Origin of the sequence: Paenibacillus sp. HW567, assembly GCF_000374185.1 — a bacterium.
In the GTDB taxonomy this organism is placed as follows: domain Bacteria; phylum Bacillota; class Bacilli; order Paenibacillales; family Paenibacillaceae; genus Paenibacillus_AQ.
This window is the reverse complement of the sequence record NZ_KB910518.1, coordinates 2731950-2748803: the sequence shown is the minus strand read 5'-3', so window position 1 is coordinate 2748803 and position 16854 is coordinate 2731950. Positions and strand designations below refer to the sequence as shown.

The 16854-nt window shown below is 51.7% G+C and carries 11 protein-coding genes; 10 read left to right on the top strand and 1 reads right to left on the bottom strand.

Annotation, left to right across the window (positions count from 1 at the left end; all coding sequences use genetic code 11):
• Positions 1-53 precede the first annotated feature (53 nt).
• The 6 genes from B212_RS0112465 (at position 54) to B212_RS0112440 (ending at position 10135) form a co-directional block, all read left to right on the top strand.
• Complete coding sequence (locus B212_RS0112465) at positions 54-1562, top strand: hypothetical protein (protein ID WP_156830119.1); 1509 nt, start codon at positions 54-56, stop codon at positions 1560-1562.
• 11 nt (positions 1563-1573) lie between these two features.
• Positions 1574-2332 (top strand): DUF6063 family protein, encoded by a 759-nt coding sequence (locus B212_RS0112460; RefSeq protein ID WP_019911127.1) that lies wholly within the window; start codon positions 1574-1576, stop codon positions 2330-2332.
• Positions 2319-6812: a hypothetical protein gene (locus B212_RS0112455; RefSeq protein WP_019911126.1), complete on the top strand. Its 4494-nt coding sequence runs from the start codon at positions 2319-2321 to the stop codon at positions 6810-6812. The genes B212_RS0112460 and B212_RS0112455 overlap by 14 nt, the downstream gene beginning before the upstream one ends.
• A 112-nt stretch (positions 6813-6924) precedes the next feature.
• The gene (locus B212_RS0112450; protein WP_019911125.1) at positions 6925-8040 is read left to right on the top strand and encodes a phosphodiester glycosidase family protein; all 1116 of its coding nucleotides are present in this window, start codon (positions 6925-6927) and stop codon (positions 8038-8040) included.
• Positions 8041-8072: 32 nt separating this feature from the next.
• Positions 8073-9005, top strand: coding sequence for a LysR family transcriptional regulator (locus tag B212_RS0112445; RefSeq protein ID WP_019911124.1), 933 nt, complete (start codon positions 8073-8075; stop codon positions 9003-9005).
• Between the two features lie 14 nt (positions 9006-9019).
• The gene (locus B212_RS0112440) at positions 9020-10135 is read left to right on the top strand and encodes a 5-methyltetrahydropteroyltriglutamate--homocysteine S-methyltransferase (RefSeq protein ID WP_019911123.1); all 1116 of its coding nucleotides are present in this window, start codon (positions 9020-9022) and stop codon (positions 10133-10135) included.
• 87 nt (positions 10136-10222) lie between these two features.
• On the opposite strand, the gene B212_RS0112435 is transcribed toward B212_RS0112440, so the two are convergent.
• Positions 10223-11209, bottom strand: a complete 987-nt coding sequence (locus B212_RS0112435) for a phosphotransferase family protein (RefSeq protein WP_019911122.1) — start codon at positions 11207-11209, stop codon at positions 10223-10225.
• Between the two features lie 330 nt (positions 11210-11539).
• Between B212_RS0112435 and B212_RS0112430 the strand changes: the two genes are divergently transcribed.
• The 4 genes from B212_RS0112430 to B212_RS0112415 all read left to right on the top strand — a co-directional run bounded on the left by B212_RS0112430 (position 11540) and on the right by B212_RS0112415 (position 16814).
• Entirely contained in the window at positions 11540-12256 is a 717-nt protein-coding gene (locus B212_RS0112430; RefSeq protein WP_019911121.1) for a YebC/PmpR family DNA-binding transcriptional regulator, read from the top strand.
• Between the two features lie 137 nt (positions 12257-12393).
• Positions 12394-12570 carry a hypothetical protein gene (locus tag B212_RS35005; RefSeq protein ID WP_019911120.1) on the top strand — a complete coding sequence of 59 codons (177 nt, stop codon included), beginning with the start codon at positions 12394-12396 and terminating at the stop codon, positions 12568-12570.
• A gap of 188 nt (positions 12571-12758) precedes the next feature.
• Positions 12759-13931, top strand: coding sequence for an alanyl-tRNA editing protein (locus B212_RS0112420; RefSeq protein WP_019911119.1), 1173 nt, complete (start codon positions 12759-12761; stop codon positions 13929-13931).
• 534 nt (positions 13932-14465) lie between these two features.
• On the top strand, positions 14466-16814 hold the full coding sequence (locus B212_RS0112415; protein ID WP_019911118.1) for an ABC transporter permease: 2349 nt from the start codon (positions 14466-14468) through the stop codon (positions 16812-16814).
• Positions 16815-16854: the final 40 nt, after the last annotated feature.

Genomic DNA, 16854 nt, shown 5'->3' with positions numbered 1-16854 from the left:
GGCTTCCCCAGGAAGTCCTAAATTACGAAGTGATGGCGAGGTTGGCGTGAAGCATGAATTGGAGTGATTTTGGAGAACGGAACCGGCGGCTCAATCCCTTATGGACCTTGGGGGCGGGGATGAATCTCGGCGAGCTGCAGCCCTATAAGGAAATGATTGCGCTCAGCGTGCTGCTGCAGGTCTATTATCTGGAGCTGGAATCGAGCGAGCGGAGAGCCAGAGAAGATATTGTGGAACTGGCCTGGAGTTCACTGGAACGGTTCAATATTGTAAGGCTCGGCACTGCCGAGTCTGTGGAACGGCTGGTAGACGGACTACTGTGGAGCGGGAGCGGCGGGGATTTCGAAGCCTACTATTATGATGATAGCTCCCGGCAAATGGAAGTGCAGAAATACAAATATTTCACTGTAGATGAGGATGCCACGCGCACAAGCTGGGAAGAGAGCGGCAGAACAGTCTACCGGCTCTCGGAGTATGCCATGGAGCTGATCTTCATGAGCCATGAAATTATTGAAGAATTTCAGATCAGCATTAAGCTGCTGGAAATCCAGATGCACATCAAGCACGGGCGGGTCACACGCGCGCTGCAGGATGTGGGCGAGCTGATCTCGCGGGTGCGGAAGATGACTCAGCAGCAGCAGGAATACCGCAATGCGCTGCGCCGCAATCCGAAGCATATGTTCAGCGAATACGGCGTGCTGCGGCATCAGCGGCTGGAGGATATTCATCAGCAGTTCGATGAGGAGCGCAAGCACTTCGATAATATCCACCGCTCGCTGGCCCGGCTGGCCAATGATGAGAAGGATATCATCGACTTCAATGAGCTGCGTCAGCTTTCGGAGCGGGTGGAGCTGTCCAGGCGGGTGCATGATGAGCTGGCTGAGGTGGTGCTGAGCATCTTTGAGGCGGAGACGAATCTGCGGCTGAACTTCCCGGAGCTGTTCTGGGGAGCGGCTGGCTTCAATTTCCGCACCAACGTCTGGGAGGAATGGGTCAAGACCGAAGGTCTGCCGGAGGCGGACAGCCTTGAGCTGCTGGTCAGCGGACTGTTCACGCCCAGCCAGGACTTCATCTATCCGCTCGCTTGGGCGTGGGAAGAGCAGGATGTCGGCTTTCTGCCTGAAGATGTTATCGACGAGCCGGACGAAGCCGGAGAAGAGGAGAGCATTCCCTATACCCCCAAGTCGATTCCCTGGCCGCGGGTTACGGAGCTGTGGCTCCCGGTGTTCACGGGACTGGCCGCGCATGGGAAATTTACATTTTCAGCGGAAGCATTTACAGAAGAGGAGCAGCGGATGTGGTCACATACGCCGGATGCTGTTGATTTGTGGGTGCAATTTTTCCACACGGAGATTACGGTATTGAATCAGGGAGCGGACAGTCAGAGCGGAGCGGCGGACGAATGCCAGAAATTAATCCAGTGCCTGCTGGCTGCAAGGCCGGAGCTTGAGGTGCTGCGCGGGAAGCTGCTGTGGACAACGATACAGGCTGGCGGCAGCGAAGGCGTCATCTGGCCCGGCCTGGAAATGAGTCCTTATACCATTACTATAGTAGAGAGGTGAGATGATACAGCATGAGCTATTCACTGGAACAATTGCAGATGGCCTCGCGGCTGTTTTTTGACCTGCTTCGCCGGAAGGTGATATCGCTTGATGATCCTGCGGCTGCTGAATGCCTGCAAGACCCGGGAGCATACGATGCACTTCAATATCTGGCCAAGGAAGGGGGTTGCCGGATTATGAACTCCGGACACCGCCTGCATCTGCTGGTCAATCCGCTTGGTTCGGGTTTTGCCACGAATTTTACGCAATTGCGTAACAAATATACGCGTATCGAGCGCAAAACCCATTTACATATCATCAACATCATCATTCTGGTATTTCTGGCCGAGATGGATCAGGATGAGCACCATTTCAAGCCGGGACAAGACAGCATGTCCTATATTCAAATCTCCGATCAGGTATCCTCATTATTTCAAGCTTGGATTGACATGGATGGCGAGGGTGCATTCAGCAAGCAGTGGCGGTTGGATATTCAGGCGATGTACAAGGTGTGGACCAGCCTCTACATGCAGACCAAAAGCCAGGAGGAAGGCGATTCCCTGACCAGAGGGGCCGGCTCCCGGGTCGGACTGATCCATGAGGGCATGAAGCTGCTGGAGGATGAGCATCTGGTATTCATTTCAGAGAATGAGAAGCGAATCTTCCCGCGGGAAGAACTATATGAAAGAATGCGTTACCTGTACCATGATGTTGACCGTTATAAGGAGCTGAAGGCACTCATCGGGGTCACCTTGGCAGAGAAGGAGGGGGAAGCCAATGCCGCGTATTGAACGAATCCGGATTGCCGGACTGAAATATGAGAAAATGCTCAAAAAGTATGACGATATGGTCCTGGACCTGAGCAATGAGGAGGGGCCGGCCAACACCCTGATTACTCTGATGAACGGCGGCGGCAAGGGAGTGCTGCTGCAGTCTATTTTCCAGTTGCTCATTCCGAAGGCGGCGTGGGGCAAGGATAACGAGAATCAGGTCGAGGCTTTTTTCCATAATCACAAAAAACAGCTCAAGCCCTACACCTTCCACGTAGCGATTGAATGGCGGCTTGATAACAGTGAGCGTACAGAGTATATGACCACGGGCATCGCGATGACGGCCCATAGCTCCGTCGATCAACTGGAGATCAAGGTGGACTACCTGCTCTATGCGCTGCTGGAGTATGAGGAGCATGCCGAGCTTACGCTCTCGACACTTCCGCTGTATGATGCCGCTGCCGGAGGTCCGGTGAGCTTCGAGAGCATTCAGCAGTTTGTGCGCGACCGGCGGAGCGAGATTGTTACCTTCGGGAGCCACAGCTCGGATCTGAAAAAATACTACAATTTCCTGGCGGAGCGGGACATTCATATCGGCGAGTGGCGGAACATGCGGCGGATTAACGGTGAAGAAGGCGGGATTAAGGGCTACTTCCAGAAAAATGATGCTTTCACGAACCAGAATCTGTTCGAAAAGCTCATTATTCCCGAAATCGGCTCCAGCCTGAACGAAGGCCTGCCCGAACAGGAAGGCTCGCTTCAGAAAATGTTCATGGACGCGGCCATCGTTGCCCAGAGACTGCCGATGCTGGAGCAGCGCGAAAAAGCTTTTGCCGAGTTCACCCTGCTGGCTGCCCCATTATATGAGCTTGTCAAGCAGGGAACGGAGGCTGACCGCAGCTTTCAGGAAACGGAGCTTCTGGGACGGCAAATCTATACAGTGATTCAAGACGAGCTGAAAACAGCCGAAGATGCGCGCCGCAAGAAGGCGGACGAGCTGGTCCGGCTGCATCAGGAAGCCCGGGAGCTGCGTTTTGAGGAGGATAATCTGAACTATCTGCGCAGCAAAGACGAAACGGACCGGAAGCAGGAGGACTTCAAGCGGGTAAGCGATAATCAGGCCCGGGCCCGCCAGCGGCTGGAGGAGTCCAAGGCGAAGGAAAAGAGTCTTGAGGTCGCGCACTATCTGGCCAGACGCAAGGCTCAGCTCCGGCAGATCGGGCAGTGGCAGAAAGAGATCGAGGCCATCGAAGGGTCGCTTGAAATGAAAGAGCGGCAAGAGGTAATCCAAGCCGCGAAGGAGGAGCTGCGCAAGCAGTGGGAGCAGGTATTCAAGCTGTGGCAGGGTCAATTGTCTGTGTTCAGCCGGCGCCAGCAATTGTTGACCAGAGAAGAAGCGGGACTGCGCAAGGAACGGGAGAGCTTTCTGCTGGAGCTGGGCGGACTTGACAGCCGGATCAGCGAGTTGACCACCGCAATCCGCCAGTACACCGAAGAGCTGGGGGCTTTTGCCTCCCGGCACGGGCAGGAGGCCGCCCATTCACCGGCTGCGTCGCTGCAGCGGGCAATCCTTGCCGTCAGAAGCTTCACCGAGAATATCAGCGGCCTTCAAGCGCAGCGGAAGACTGCGGAGGAAGACAGGCTGAATCTGCATAAGAAGCATACCCAGCTCAGCGAAAAGCTGCTCGGGCAGGAGCAGCAGACAGGCGAGCTAAGAGCGCAGCTTGAAGCACAAATGGGCAAGGAATCGCAGCTCTGGTCGCAACTGGTAGTGCTGCTGGAAATGTATGAGGAACACAACCGGCTTGGCGCTACAGCGTTGTTTGAAGCAAAATCAGCGGTTCAGGAGCGTTTCATCCGCCGGCTGGATGAAGCGGAGGTGCAGACCAAACGGCTCCGCAGAGACTACTATAATCAACTGCTGGATGTGGAGCTGCAGCATGAGGCGTATTGGCTGCCGAACAGCGATATCCTGACGGTAAAAGACACGCTGGATTCGCTTAAGATCAGCTCCATGCCGGGCAGCGCCTTCCTGAACGATCAGCCCTACCTGATCCGTGAAGAAGAGCTGGAACGGCATCCGCTGTTGCCTTACGGGCTTATTCTAACCGAACGTGAAGCTGCCAAGCTTCCGCCGGATCTCCTCAAGGAGCTGCTGCTGAAGTCGGCTGTCCCGCTGTTTGTCCGTGAACAGATGGGCGAGGCTGCTGTGCAGCCATTCCTGCTTCCCGATAGTCAAGGTCCGTTAATGGTTCTGCAGCCGGACCGTTTTCTGGAGTGGAAGACGGGAATCGCAGCCAGACTGAAGGAGCAGGAAACTGAACTGCAGGATGCGGAAGGTTATCTCGCGAAGCTGAAATCAGCGCGGCAGGAATATGAGCGATTATTTCAGGGCGGGCATACGGTTAGCCTGAAGTCCAAGCTTACAGCAATGGAAGCTCTACAGCATGAACTGCGTGAGAGCCTGGGCGGACTGAATGCGGAGATCAGCAGCAATGAGGAAGCCATTGCCGTCATCGCACGGGAATTGGCTGATTGTGAAGCCGATAAGGCGGAGCAGGAAGCCAGAGTACTCGCCCTGCGCGAATGGAATGAGCGGACCCAGAAGCAGGAGCAGGATTATAAGGACAAGCAGACAGCGCAGGACCGCAAAAGCTACCTCAGCAAAGAGAGTACAGGCAAGGATCAGCAGCTTGCCCAGATCAAAGCGGAGCAGGAGAGCACCGCCCGGGAGCGGGAAAAGTGGATCGGAGATACGAAATACTCGCTGTTCCCAAGGCTCCAGACCTGGTTCCCTGAGCTTGTATTCCCGAGCGAACAACCGTCTGCAAGTGATAACGGAACGGAACACGAAGAAGCCATTCTTGGTCCTGACGTTCAGGAACGGCTGCAGCAAACCTTGAGCACCGTAGAGAGCCTGCAGCAATCCTTGAGCCGCAATGAGCTTGAGATCCGTACCCGCGCCGCGCAGATCAAATCGGCCAGTGAGCAGATGGCAGAGCTTGAGGCAGCGGTGCAGCAGGTGGATTCTGATTGGCGAAGCGTACCGGAGCCGGAGGATACCCCGGACTTCATCATGTCGGTCAAAGCGCGGCAGAAGAGCGATACTGCCATTCTGGACGAGGATTATCAGCATATCCGCGATTCTTTTATCCGCAGCCAGACCGAGCTGGAGCAGCTTCAGAAGCAATTGCTCAAAGCCGAGAAGTCGATAAAGGAGAAGCATGAGCGGACAGTCGAGCTGTGGCATGAGCCCCTGGATCAGACAGCGCAGGAGATTGAGGGGCGTTCCCGGGACAATGAGCATCTGCTGAATGCTTGCAAGCAAGCGATATCTGCAATGGACCAATGGCTGCAGACGCTTGCCAATCAGAGCAAAATTATGGATACCCATGTAGAAGGCCGGGTGCAGCTCCGGGATGTGCCGGATGAGGTGCAGCAGCAGGTAAAAGAGGATTGCGAGCCGCTGGTCGCCGAATGGCTGCTCCGCAGCAAGGAAAGCCGCAGCGAGCGGGGCGAAATTGCGCGCAAAGTCAAGGAAGAGAAGAACGCCTTAAGCGGCAAGCTGGCCAAGAGCGGCTGGAATGCCGAACTGGAGACCAAAATCCAGGACCGGCTGAACACCGTGCACTGGGAAGACTTCTCCATTGCGCTTCAGGTGCTGGATTCAATGCTTCAAAGCTCGCGCGACCAGATTGAGAGCATCCGCAGCGACAAGGAAGGGATGGAGCTGTCCCGCAAGCTGTGGGTTGGCCGCGCCGCCAAACGGGTCGTGCAGATTGTGGATATCCTGAAACGCATGGAGCGCCGGATGATCATTCATAATGAGAACGGCTATGCGTTTCCGCTTGTGCGGCTGAATTACAAGCACATCAGCGTACCGAAGACCACCGACGATATTGAGCCTTTGGTCAGCGAATATTTCAACCGCTGCATTACCGGCCTGCTGGAGAAGTATCCGAAGATTGAACAGGTTCCGGCTGCTGCGGTCAAGGATCTGATCAGTGACGGCAAGATTGTCTACGCTGCGCTGCAGAACCGCTTCCCGGTGCTTCAGGTCTACAAGCCTGTGACGGAGAACTATTTCCTGTACGCGGAGCCTGAGGAGTACCACTATTCGGATTGGGAGGTCATCAACCGCGGGGCGCTGGATGAAGCGGTCGGCAGCGGCGGACAGCGCCAATCGGTACAGCTATTAGTGGCGATGATGATCATGACGCATAAGCGGGTCAACCGCGAGAACAAGGGCTGGACGGTCTTTTTGTACGATAATCCATTTGGTGAAATGGTCTCCAATAACGTGCTTGATCCGGTATTCGAAATCTCCAAAGCGCTTAAGTTCCAATGGCTGATCGTAACACCGCCCGAGCTGGTGAAGAACGATGTCAGCGTACGTTTCGGTGTCTACTGGCAGCTCTATTTCGGAGGCGAAAAGGGTGAAATGCTCGAATCGACACTGATTAAGGGCGGCCGCAAGCTGATTCCGGCTTCATTGTTCTAAATCCGACAATTTAACAAACTGAAACCTTTACTCTCTCAATATCGTCTATGATGGGGTATGTGGGCTAACGCCCGAATCTATTAACAGGCATCATCAGGGAGGATATTTAGAAGTGAACTCTTCATCATTACCAGAACGTTCTACTGTCCGTAAGAAGAAACCTGTCCGCAAGCGCAAGAAAAAAAGCTTTTTTCGCAGACTAACCAGAGTTTTCCTGTTCTTCATTTTTCTGCTCCTGGTTGGTGCAGGCTGGCTCTATTTCGCACCATCCGCGAAGAACACGCGATATTTGATCGCAGATACGCTGATTACCACACAACACCGCTATTTGGCGAAATATATTATTGGCGAAGATGAACTGAAGAACCGTGTCGCTGAGTACAACCAGAAGTTTGATCATATGGGCGATGAGAGGGATACCCATAAGATTGAACGCACACCTGAGGAAGCGGCGAAACCGCTGGTCGAAATCGAGAAGGTTACCGGCACTGGTTATACCGGATTTGTCATGACTGTGAACGACCCGACCAAAGTCAGATTAGGCGTTCCGGATAAGGTCGGCTCAGGCGAGAAGGTAACCAGCATGGTAGCCCGGACAGGGGCTATTGCCGGTGTAAATGGCGGAGGATTTGCCGATCCTAACTGGAAGGGCAACGGATTTAAGCCCATTGGCCTTGTGGTTTCCCAGGGGAAGCTCTTTTACAACGGTCTAGGCGGTAAAAAATCAACACAGATTGTAGGTCTAGACAAGCAGGGGAAAATGATTGCCGGCAACTACACGCTGGATGAGCTAAGCAAGCTTGGGGTACAGGAAGCCGTGTCTTTTCAGCCGCGGATTATTGTGAACGGCAAGGGCTTGGTCAAGAATGCGGCGGATGGCTGGGGAATCGCCCCAAGAACCGCGATGGGCCAACGTGCGGACGGTGCGCTGATCTTCGTTGTGATCGACGGCAGACAGCCTGGTTACAGCATTGGCGCCAATTTGTACGATGTTCAGAATATTATGCTTAAGCATGGGGCCGTAATCGCTGCCAACCTAGACGGCGGTTCATCCACCGTTCTGGTGAAGGATAATGAAATTGTCAATAAACCCTCCTCACAATACGGTGAGCGGTATTTGCCGACTGCATTTCTGGTGTTTGAGCATCCCGAGCAAGCGGATATCAAGAACATCTGGGAGGGCCTCGATCCATCCAAAATTGATGCGGGAAAGAAGCGTACTCAATAAGGCGCAAGCTTATATAAGAGGAGGAACTCGGTTTGACTTTGCAGCAGCTCCGCTACGCAATCGAGATTGCCAATAGCGGCTCTATGAACGAAGCGGCCAAACGGCTTTTTGTATCTCAACCGAGTCTCTCAAATGCAATCAAGGAGCTGGAGAGCGAGCTTGGAATTACGATCTTTGAACGGAATAACCGGGGCATCAGCATCTCGGCGGAGGGTGTGGAATTTCTGGGCTATGCCCGGCAAATTATAGAGCAGACCGAGTTCATGGAGAACCGCTATACCGGCAAAAAACGCAGTCCGATCTACTTCGCGGTGTCTACCCAGCATTATGCTTTTGCCGTGGATGCATTTGTGAAGCTGATGAAGGGAAGCAAAGTGCCCGAATACAACTTCAGCCTGAGAGAGACGCAAACCTACGAAATCATTGAGGATGTGCGTACGCTCCGCAGTGATCTGGGGATTCTCTATATCAATGAGAGCAATTATAAAGTAATGAACAAGCTGTTCAGCGACGGGAACCTGAAGTTCACCCCGCTGTTCAATACCCAGCCGCATGTGTATGTGCGGGCCGGGCATATTCTTGCCGGTAAGGAACTGATTACTATAGATGACATTCTTCCGTTCCCGTATATTACCTTTGAACAGGGGGACAACAACTCACTGCATTTTTCGGAGGAAATGCTTAGCTTCACGCAGATTGAGAAAAATATTAGCGTCACAGACCGGGCCACACTGACCAATCTGCTGCTTGGCAGCGACTCGTATACGGTGGGTACGGGGATTATGGGCTCTGAACTGAATGGCGACGGGCTGGTGACAATTCCCTTTGACAGTCCGGAAGTGTTCACCGTTGGCTGGATCGCCCACAAGGACCGCAGACCGGGCGAGATCATGTCTGCGTATATTGATATTCTTAATGACCTTGTTTCCAGAAACTATTTCGATCTCAATCATTTCTTACTCTAACAGCAGGAGGGACTATGACCAGTTCAGTTATCGGCTCCATCAGACATGCTCCGCCCTTTCGCTATGACATTGTTGGCAGCTTCCTCCGCACGGATGAGCTGAAGGCTGCGCGCGCGTTGCACCTCCAAGGCGAAATTTCGGCAGAGCGGCTTCATGAAATCGAAAATATAGAAATTGCCAAGCTGCTGGAGCAGGAAAAGGCTGTGGAGCTTAAGGCTGTGACAGACGGGGAATTCCGCCGTTCCTGGTGGCATCTCGACTTCTTCCTCGGAATTACCGGCACGCAGAAGATCAGTCTGGATCAAGGAAAGGGCGCGAAGGATGCCGTTCAACGGGCGGAGAGCTTCAAGATAGTCGGCAAAATTGCGTTCGGGAATCACCACATGGTCGGTCAATTTGTGGAATTGCAGCAAATGGCCGGGAACACGCTTGCCAAAATGACTATCCCTTCTCCCGCTTTGTTTCATTTTGTGCAGGATTTCAACGGAAATGAGATTTACCCGGACCGGGAGACGCTGTACCGCGATATTATAAGTGCCTACCGGGCAGCCATTCAGGCGTTCTACGATGCGGGCTGCCGTTATCTCCAGCTCGATGATACAACCTGGGGAACCCTTTGCAGCGGCAGACACCGGGCGCATTTGCGCAGCCGGGGCATTGATCCTGATCAATTGGCCCAGGATTATGTGCGGCTGATCAACGAGAGTATTGCCGGGCGGCCGGCGGATATGACCATCGCCCTGCATGTCTGCAGGGGCAATTTCCGGTCCACCTGGTTTGCCGCCGGGGGATATGAGCCGGTAGCGGAAGTGTTATTCGGCCAAGCTGAGGTCGATGCTTTTTTTCTTGAATATGACAATGAACGCTCCGGCGATTTCACTCCGCTGCGCTACATCCGGGACCAGCAGGTGGTGCTGGGGCTTGTAACGACGAAGCATGGCGGGCTGGAGAGCAAGGAACAGATTATTGCCCGGATCGAGGAAGCAGCCCAGTATGTAAGCATTGACCAGTTGTGCCTCAGCGCGCAATGCGGGTTCGCCTCCACCGAGGAAGGAAATATTCTGACCGAGGAAGAGCAGTGGGCCAAGCTGCGCTTCATCAAGGAGATTGCCGACGAAGTCTGGCATTAAGACATAGCTCAGCATAACGAAAAGATAAGAGCCAGCTCCCGGCAAGTTCAGGAGCTGGCTCTTTTTGGCGGTGGGAATCGAAGTCTATCAACGATAAAGTTTAACCGTCTTCGCAATCAAGCTCTGAAGATCACGCAGGCGGTTAGGGGTGTTCACCGTAGAGTGACTGATCATCTCGCAGAGGGAGGTGAGATCCTCAAGCTTCGAGAGTAGCTTCCAATTATCCTCAAGCACGCCTCCATGAGCTGTATACGCTGAAATAAAATGCTGCTCAAACAGCGAGCCGTCTTCTTCATAACGAAGTATGTTCCCGATATCGGTGTACCGGCTGCAGGAAAAGGCAAACTCCCAGTCGAGAACAGCCGACACTGTGACTGTGCAGTCACCCGCATTTGGCTCCATCAGTATATTTAGACCGTTGAAATCCGAATGTACGAGCACTGGTGAAAGTTTTCTATCCGATAGTTCATTGCTGTGTGACTGGCAGAAGCTCCACAGCTCTTGTGTCAGCTCATCGCCCAGCCATTTCGCGCCCTGGTTGTGGAAGAGACTGTTGCCGATGATGGAAAGAAACAGCTCTCCGCCCATTTGGAAGGGCTGAATAATCTCCAGATCCCTGTCCAAAAATCCTGCTGCTGGAAACGTATAGCTATGTATTTGGGCAAGAACAGTGCCAACAGAAGTGGCGGCGGATACGATCTCTTGCGCCGTTCCTGCTTTTAACACATCCCGTAAATGAATCCCCGCCTTCCATTCCATAACTGCCCAAGGCTTGTCGAAGCTGCTGCAGCTAGTATCGACGTAGAGAAAGTCAGCAACAGGAACGGTGTCCCGTATGCGCTCTGCAAGAGCCAATTCTTTGTCAGCGATTCCTTCAGTGTCACTATACAAACGAAGAACCAGGGGATCTGATTTCCCGTCCAGGTGAATTTTATAATTTGAATTATGAAGCCCGATTCCAAGCCTTTCCGCGCCTATTACCCGTGTACCCTGAAATGCAGATCTCACAATGCCGTTAATTTGTCTGAGGTCAAGTGATACTTGCTGCTCTGTGCGTTCCCAGCCTTCTTTCACATCAATCGCCTCCATAATTTACTAATCTGCCTATTATCGTAACACATAGTGGAGCAGCAGGCTGTGATTGACAGCAGAATTTGAGCGGTGATCGGAAGGCTTATCTCGCCCGGGCCTGACGGATAATATCGGCACTGCTGTCTGAGAATGTTGCCCGGAACCGGCAGGAAGGGGTTGAGCATGGGCTGCTGCTTCATGAACAGCAATGGGTTGATGCCTTTAGTCCGATTTTCAGCCGGCACGGGGACTGCCCTTTACGAGATATATCGAACAGAGGTATAATAGATGGGACTGTTTTTTAATTAATGTTGGAAAGTGAGCGCGAACAATATGGGTCGTAAATGGAATAATATTAAGGAAAAGAAGGCATCCAAGGATGCCAATACAAGTAAGGTCTATGCCAAATTTGGTGTAGAGATTTATGTAGCTGCGAAGAAGGGCGAACCTGATCCGGAATCGAACCGGGCGCTGAAGGTCGTTCTGGAACGCGCCAAAACGTATAATGTGCCTAAGGCAATCATTGACCGGGCACTGGATAAAGCGAAGGGCAGCGGAGACGAGACTTATGTAGAGCTGCGTTATGAAGGTTTTGGCCCAAGCGGCTCGATGATTATTATTGATGCGTTGACCAACAACGTCAACCGTACGGCCCCTCTGGTACGCTCCGCATTCAGCAAGAATGGCGGCAACATGGGGGTCAGCGGTTCAGTAACCTATATGTTCGAACCAACGGCTGTTATCGGCGTGGAAGGTAAAACCGCTGACGAGGTTATGGAATTGCTGATTGAAGCGGACGTGGATGTGCGCGATGTGCTGGAAGAAGATGAAGCGGTTATTGTCTATGCCGAGCCTGACCAGTTCCATACCGTACAGGAAGCCTTCCGTACTGCCGGAATTACAGAATTTACCGTGGCCGAGCTGACCATGCTTCCACAGAACTATGTATCCATTCCTGAAGATGCCGAAGCCCAGTTCGAGAAGCTGATCGACGCTTTGGAGGAACTGGACGACGTACAGCAGGTGTACCACAACGTGGATTCGGAATAATAGAGTTATCATCCACTGCAACCGGACAGGCAGATGCTTCATCTGCTTATCCGGTTTTTTTGTCCGGAGTATAATCTTCCCTGCATATTGCCACAATAAGCTGAAATGACCAGACCTACTAAGGAGGCAGCACAGCGATGGATCATACCAAGCCGGACAAGAATCTGATCAACACGGTCAAGGAGCTTGAGCAAAACCCGGTGACCAGCCAGGAAGCACAGCAATTGGAGCAGAAAAAGAGTGACACTCGCAAAGAATCGCTCCGGGATGAACGAACGACGTACAAGAAAACCGAAGAGAACACCTATAAGTAAGCGTCAAGCGTGAGAAAAGGCGTTCAAGATGGAGCAGTGGCAGGGATGAGCCTGTCACTGCTTTTTATTTTGTACAAGCCGGAAATACCAAGATCTAAATTCGCCAGTTGGCTACACATCTTGCTTGGCAAGCAAATATGGGATACGATGCACTAAGTACAGAGACGGGAATAGAGAGGAATCTAATTATGACGAAGAAGCTATATTACGAATCTGCTTATCTGCAGGAGTGGGAAACGGAAATCAATAGAGTGGTTGAAAGAGAAGACGGAATGTATTTGGTGCTGGAGGAGACGGCTTTTTATCCGCATGGAGGCGGACAGCCCTGTGACACCGGAACCATTGGCGGGATTTCGATGCTTGACGTTATCCTCGAAGAGGATGAGGTGCTGCATAGAGTAGAGTCCGTGCCTGCCGGGAAGAAGGTAAGCTGCCGGATTGACTGGGACCGGAGATTCGACCATATGCAGCAGCATAGCGGCCAGCATTTGCTCTCGGCGGTATTCCTTGAACTGTGCCAGGCTAAGACACTAAGCTTCCACCTGGGCAGCGATTACGACACCATTGATCTTGAACTGCCGGAGCTTTCGCCGGAGCAGCTAACTATAGTAGAGAAAGAGGTTAACCGGCAGGCCATGCTGAACCGCAGCATCACCAGCTATACAGTCACAGCGGAGGAAATGGCGCGTCTGCCGCTGGTTAAGCTGCCCAAGGTGACTGAGAATATCCGCATTGTTGAAATTGAGGGCGTGGAGCATAATGCCTGCGGAGGGACACATGTCGCCTCAACTGGCAGCATCGGGATGATCAAGCTGCTGAGAGCGGAGAAGATGAAGGGGAACACTCGGATTACTTTTAAATGCGGAGGGCGCGCACTGGATGAGTGCAATAATAATCAGCGTATTCTCGGCGCACTCGCCGCCAAGTTCAACACCGGCAAGGATGAGATTCTTGGGCGGATTGAGAAGTGGGAAGCCGAGCAGAAGCTGCTGCAGGCGGAATTAGCCACACTCAAAGAACAAAACGACGGTTATGCGGCGCAGGAGCTGCTATCTGCACAGGAACCGGGAGCACGCGTGATCGCTCATGTTTTTGAAGACAAATCACTCAAGGATTTGCAGAGCTTGGCAGTCAAGCTGACGACTTCGACTGAGCTTCCCGTGCTGCTGCTGACCGCTGCGGAGAACAAGGTGGTGCTGGCGTGTAGCGGCGGCACAGGCTTCTCCTGCGGAGCTTTCTTCAAAGCGAACCTTGGCGAGTTCCAGGGAAAAGGCGGCGGCAGCGACACAATGGCGCAAGCCGGGTTCCCCGCTTGGGAGAATGCGTTTGGTTTTTATGCGCTTGCAAAAAGCTCGATTTAGGGAGTATGCAGTGCAATAAGGGTGTTCCTGGGTGAAACCGGGAGCACCCGTTTTTTAAATATAGAAGTTATAAGTCTTTACCCTTCTATTTCTCGCTGAAACGGATTTAGAAGGACGAAATAGCCGTTTCCACTTATCAGCCCTAACTGTATTTCGTACAACTAAAAAGCCGTATTTTCGTGCTGAATCTGACTTAATTGCATTCTGTACATTTAAATTGGCAGCAATCCGATAAAAATATAGTTTTAGCCATTTTTATTGCACAGAATACAGTTACCGCTACAAATACGAGTTAAAGCAGCCTTTTAACTGCAGTAAATACAATTAACCAATACAAGGGTCAGACTACATTATGTTTGGGAATGTAGTCTGGCTCACAAGCCCGGCGCAGTCTATCCAACGTTCACAGGTTAGGTTTACTTCGTGTCTAGCTCCCCTGGTTAGTTTATCTTATCGTTTTCTCGCGCTTAAGGATTATTTAATAACTGCCCCTTTATAATCACTATAGAGTCAACAGAAGGGGGAAGCGTACCAGTGTTTTGGAAAATACTTAAGAAGGACCTGAAGCGTAAAAAAGCAATGAATATTGTGCTGTTAGTGTTCATCCTCCTGGCATCCATGCTTGTGGCGAGCAGCACGAACCTGATGTATTCTACTTCAACGGCGATTAATAGTTTCATTAACCAAAGCCGGGTAGCGGACTTAAACGCTATAATGACCAACACGGACGAGAACAACCAGGGCGTTGCCGCTTGGGCCGAGAGTCAGAAAGCTATCGACACCACTTATTCCCAACTGCAGATCGGGGTATTGTCCAAGGACATTACTGTGCCCAAGGGCCGAAAAAACTTTTCCGGCAATACCGGCCTTGTACTGTCTACCATTCCTGAGGATGTAAATCTAGTCTTTGGAGAGGATGATGCGGAATTTACGCTTCAGCGGGGAGAACTTGCTCTTCCAATCAGTCTCATGAATGCAACCGGGCTTGAACTAGGCGATCCGTTGACGGTTCATTTGGAAGGCACGGATACAACATTTAAGGTTGCGCGTTTTTTCAAGGACGCCTACATGGGCTCAGATATGATGGGTCTCAAAAGGATACTGCTCTCGGAGCAGGATTTCACTGCCCTTCAGCAAGTGGTTCCGGTAGAGTCAATGACAAAGCTATGGAGCTTTAACACGGTTCCTGGTGTGCAAGGCGGTCTGACATCGGCTTTTTCCAAGCAGGATTTCACGGTTAATTTCGTCATTGATAAAAATCTGGTAGCTATGTCTTTCATGACAGACAGGATTCTCTCGGCCATGCTGTTTGTGATCAGCCTGTTTTTGATTTTTATCGCTTTTTTGACGCTGCATTTCACGATTGTCTCTACACTGCAGGATGATTATAAGGAGATCGGGGTGATGAAGGCGATTGGATTCCGTAACTCCGCGATCAAACGGCTATATTTGACCAAATATCTGGGCCTGGGCGTAACTGGCGGCATAGTGGGCATGGGCATCAGTCTCCCGCTCTCAGAGCTGATGTCCCGTAAAATCTCCCAATACATCATTACCCCCGGTGGTATCACCGGTGTAATAGTCTCTATTATCAGCACGATAGTCATGATCGCGGTAACACTGCTCTTCTGTATGCTCTGCATGCGCAAGATCAGCAAAGCCTCGGCCATTGATGCGATCAGACAGGGGCATACAGGGGAGCGTTTCAAGGCATCGCGAAAAATTCATCTGCACAGCAGCAAGCTGCTGTCTCCGGCACTGTTTCTAGCGTTAAGCGATGTACTGAACAAGCTGAAGAGCTACTCCGCCCTGATCCTTACCTTTATCCTAAGCACAGCAATTATTATTATTCCAGTCAACCTGATGAATACGATCGTGACACCGAAGTTTATTGGATATTTTGGCACCATTGAGGCGGATTTCTATACCAAAAGCGAGGTTCTCAATAAACCGGTGGCAGAGATTCGGAAGGAATTAGCCAAGCTGGCACAGGAAATGCAGGATAAAAAGTTCCCGGTCACGCTGACGGTGGATTACTCGTTCAACACGAAATATATCTCTGATAACGGTGAAGATAATATGCGCATCAGCGGGATGAAAAGCGAGCCTGCCGCAGCCTTCCAGTACCTGGACGGAGAAGCCCCGAAGCTGGCGAACGAGATTGCGATTACCAGTATTATGGCCGAACAATATGACAAGCGTATTGGGGATTACATAACCTTTGAGATTGAAGGCAAAAAAGGCAGCTTCCTGATTACCGGACTGATCCAGACCATCAGCAATGAAGGCTATATGGTCAGGCTCGGAGATGAATATACTCCGGCGAGTGCATCTTCGTATCAATTTGCGGGAAGGATCAACGCGCCTGAGGCTGAGAAGGCACAGATAATAGAAGATATGAAGCAGCAGCTCAGCGGGTTCGATCTCAAAAGCGCAACTGATTTGCTTGGGGAGATTACTGGCGGCTTCATGGGCCAACTGAAGAGCATTATTTCTCTGCTTACTGTTATTGTCTGTCTGGTCACTTTTTTTATTACCAGCTTGTTTGTGAGGCTGTTGATTACCAAGGAAGTGCAGAGCATTGCGGTCATGAAGAGCCTTGGCTTCAAAAATGGCATCATCCGCCGCTGGCAGGTTCTACGCATTAGTATACTGCTGGTTGGTTCGATCATCATTGGCGTGATTACAGCAAATGTTCTGGGTGAACGGCTGATTGGTATCATCTTCCGTATGTTCGGATTGACCCAAATGAGCTTCAATATTGTGCCGCAGCAGGTTTATCTTTTATTCCCGCTTCTGATCCTGACCGTTGTAGTACTAGCGGTGATTATAAGCTGCGGGCAAATTAAGCGGGTACAGATATGGAACATGAACCAGGAATAGGCTAAGAAGAATAGTACTCTGCGCAGAGAAAATAATGATC

Coding starts and splice junctions, on each gene's coding strand:
- B212_RS0112465 (WP_156830119.1), top strand. CDS start 54: ATGAATTGGAGTGATTTTGGAGAACGGAACCGGCGGCTCAATCCCTTA.
- B212_RS0112460 (WP_019911127.1), top strand. CDS start 1,574: ATGAGCTATTCACTGGAACAATTGCAGATGGCCTCGCGGCTGTTTTTT.
- B212_RS0112455 (WP_019911126.1), top strand. CDS start 2,319: ATGCCGCGTATTGAACGAATCCGGATTGCCGGACTGAAATATGAGAAA.
- B212_RS0112440 (WP_019911123.1), top strand. CDS start 9,020: ATGACCAGTTCAGTTATCGGCTCCATCAGACATGCTCCGCCCTTTCGC.
- B212_RS0112430 (WP_019911121.1), top strand. CDS start 11,540: ATGGGTCGTAAATGGAATAATATTAAGGAAAAGAAGGCATCCAAGGAT.
- B212_RS35005 (WP_019911120.1), top strand. CDS start 12,394: ATGGATCATACCAAGCCGGACAAGAATCTGATCAACACGGTCAAGGAG.
- B212_RS0112420 (WP_019911119.1), top strand. CDS start 12,759: ATGACGAAGAAGCTATATTACGAATCTGCTTATCTGCAGGAGTGGGAA.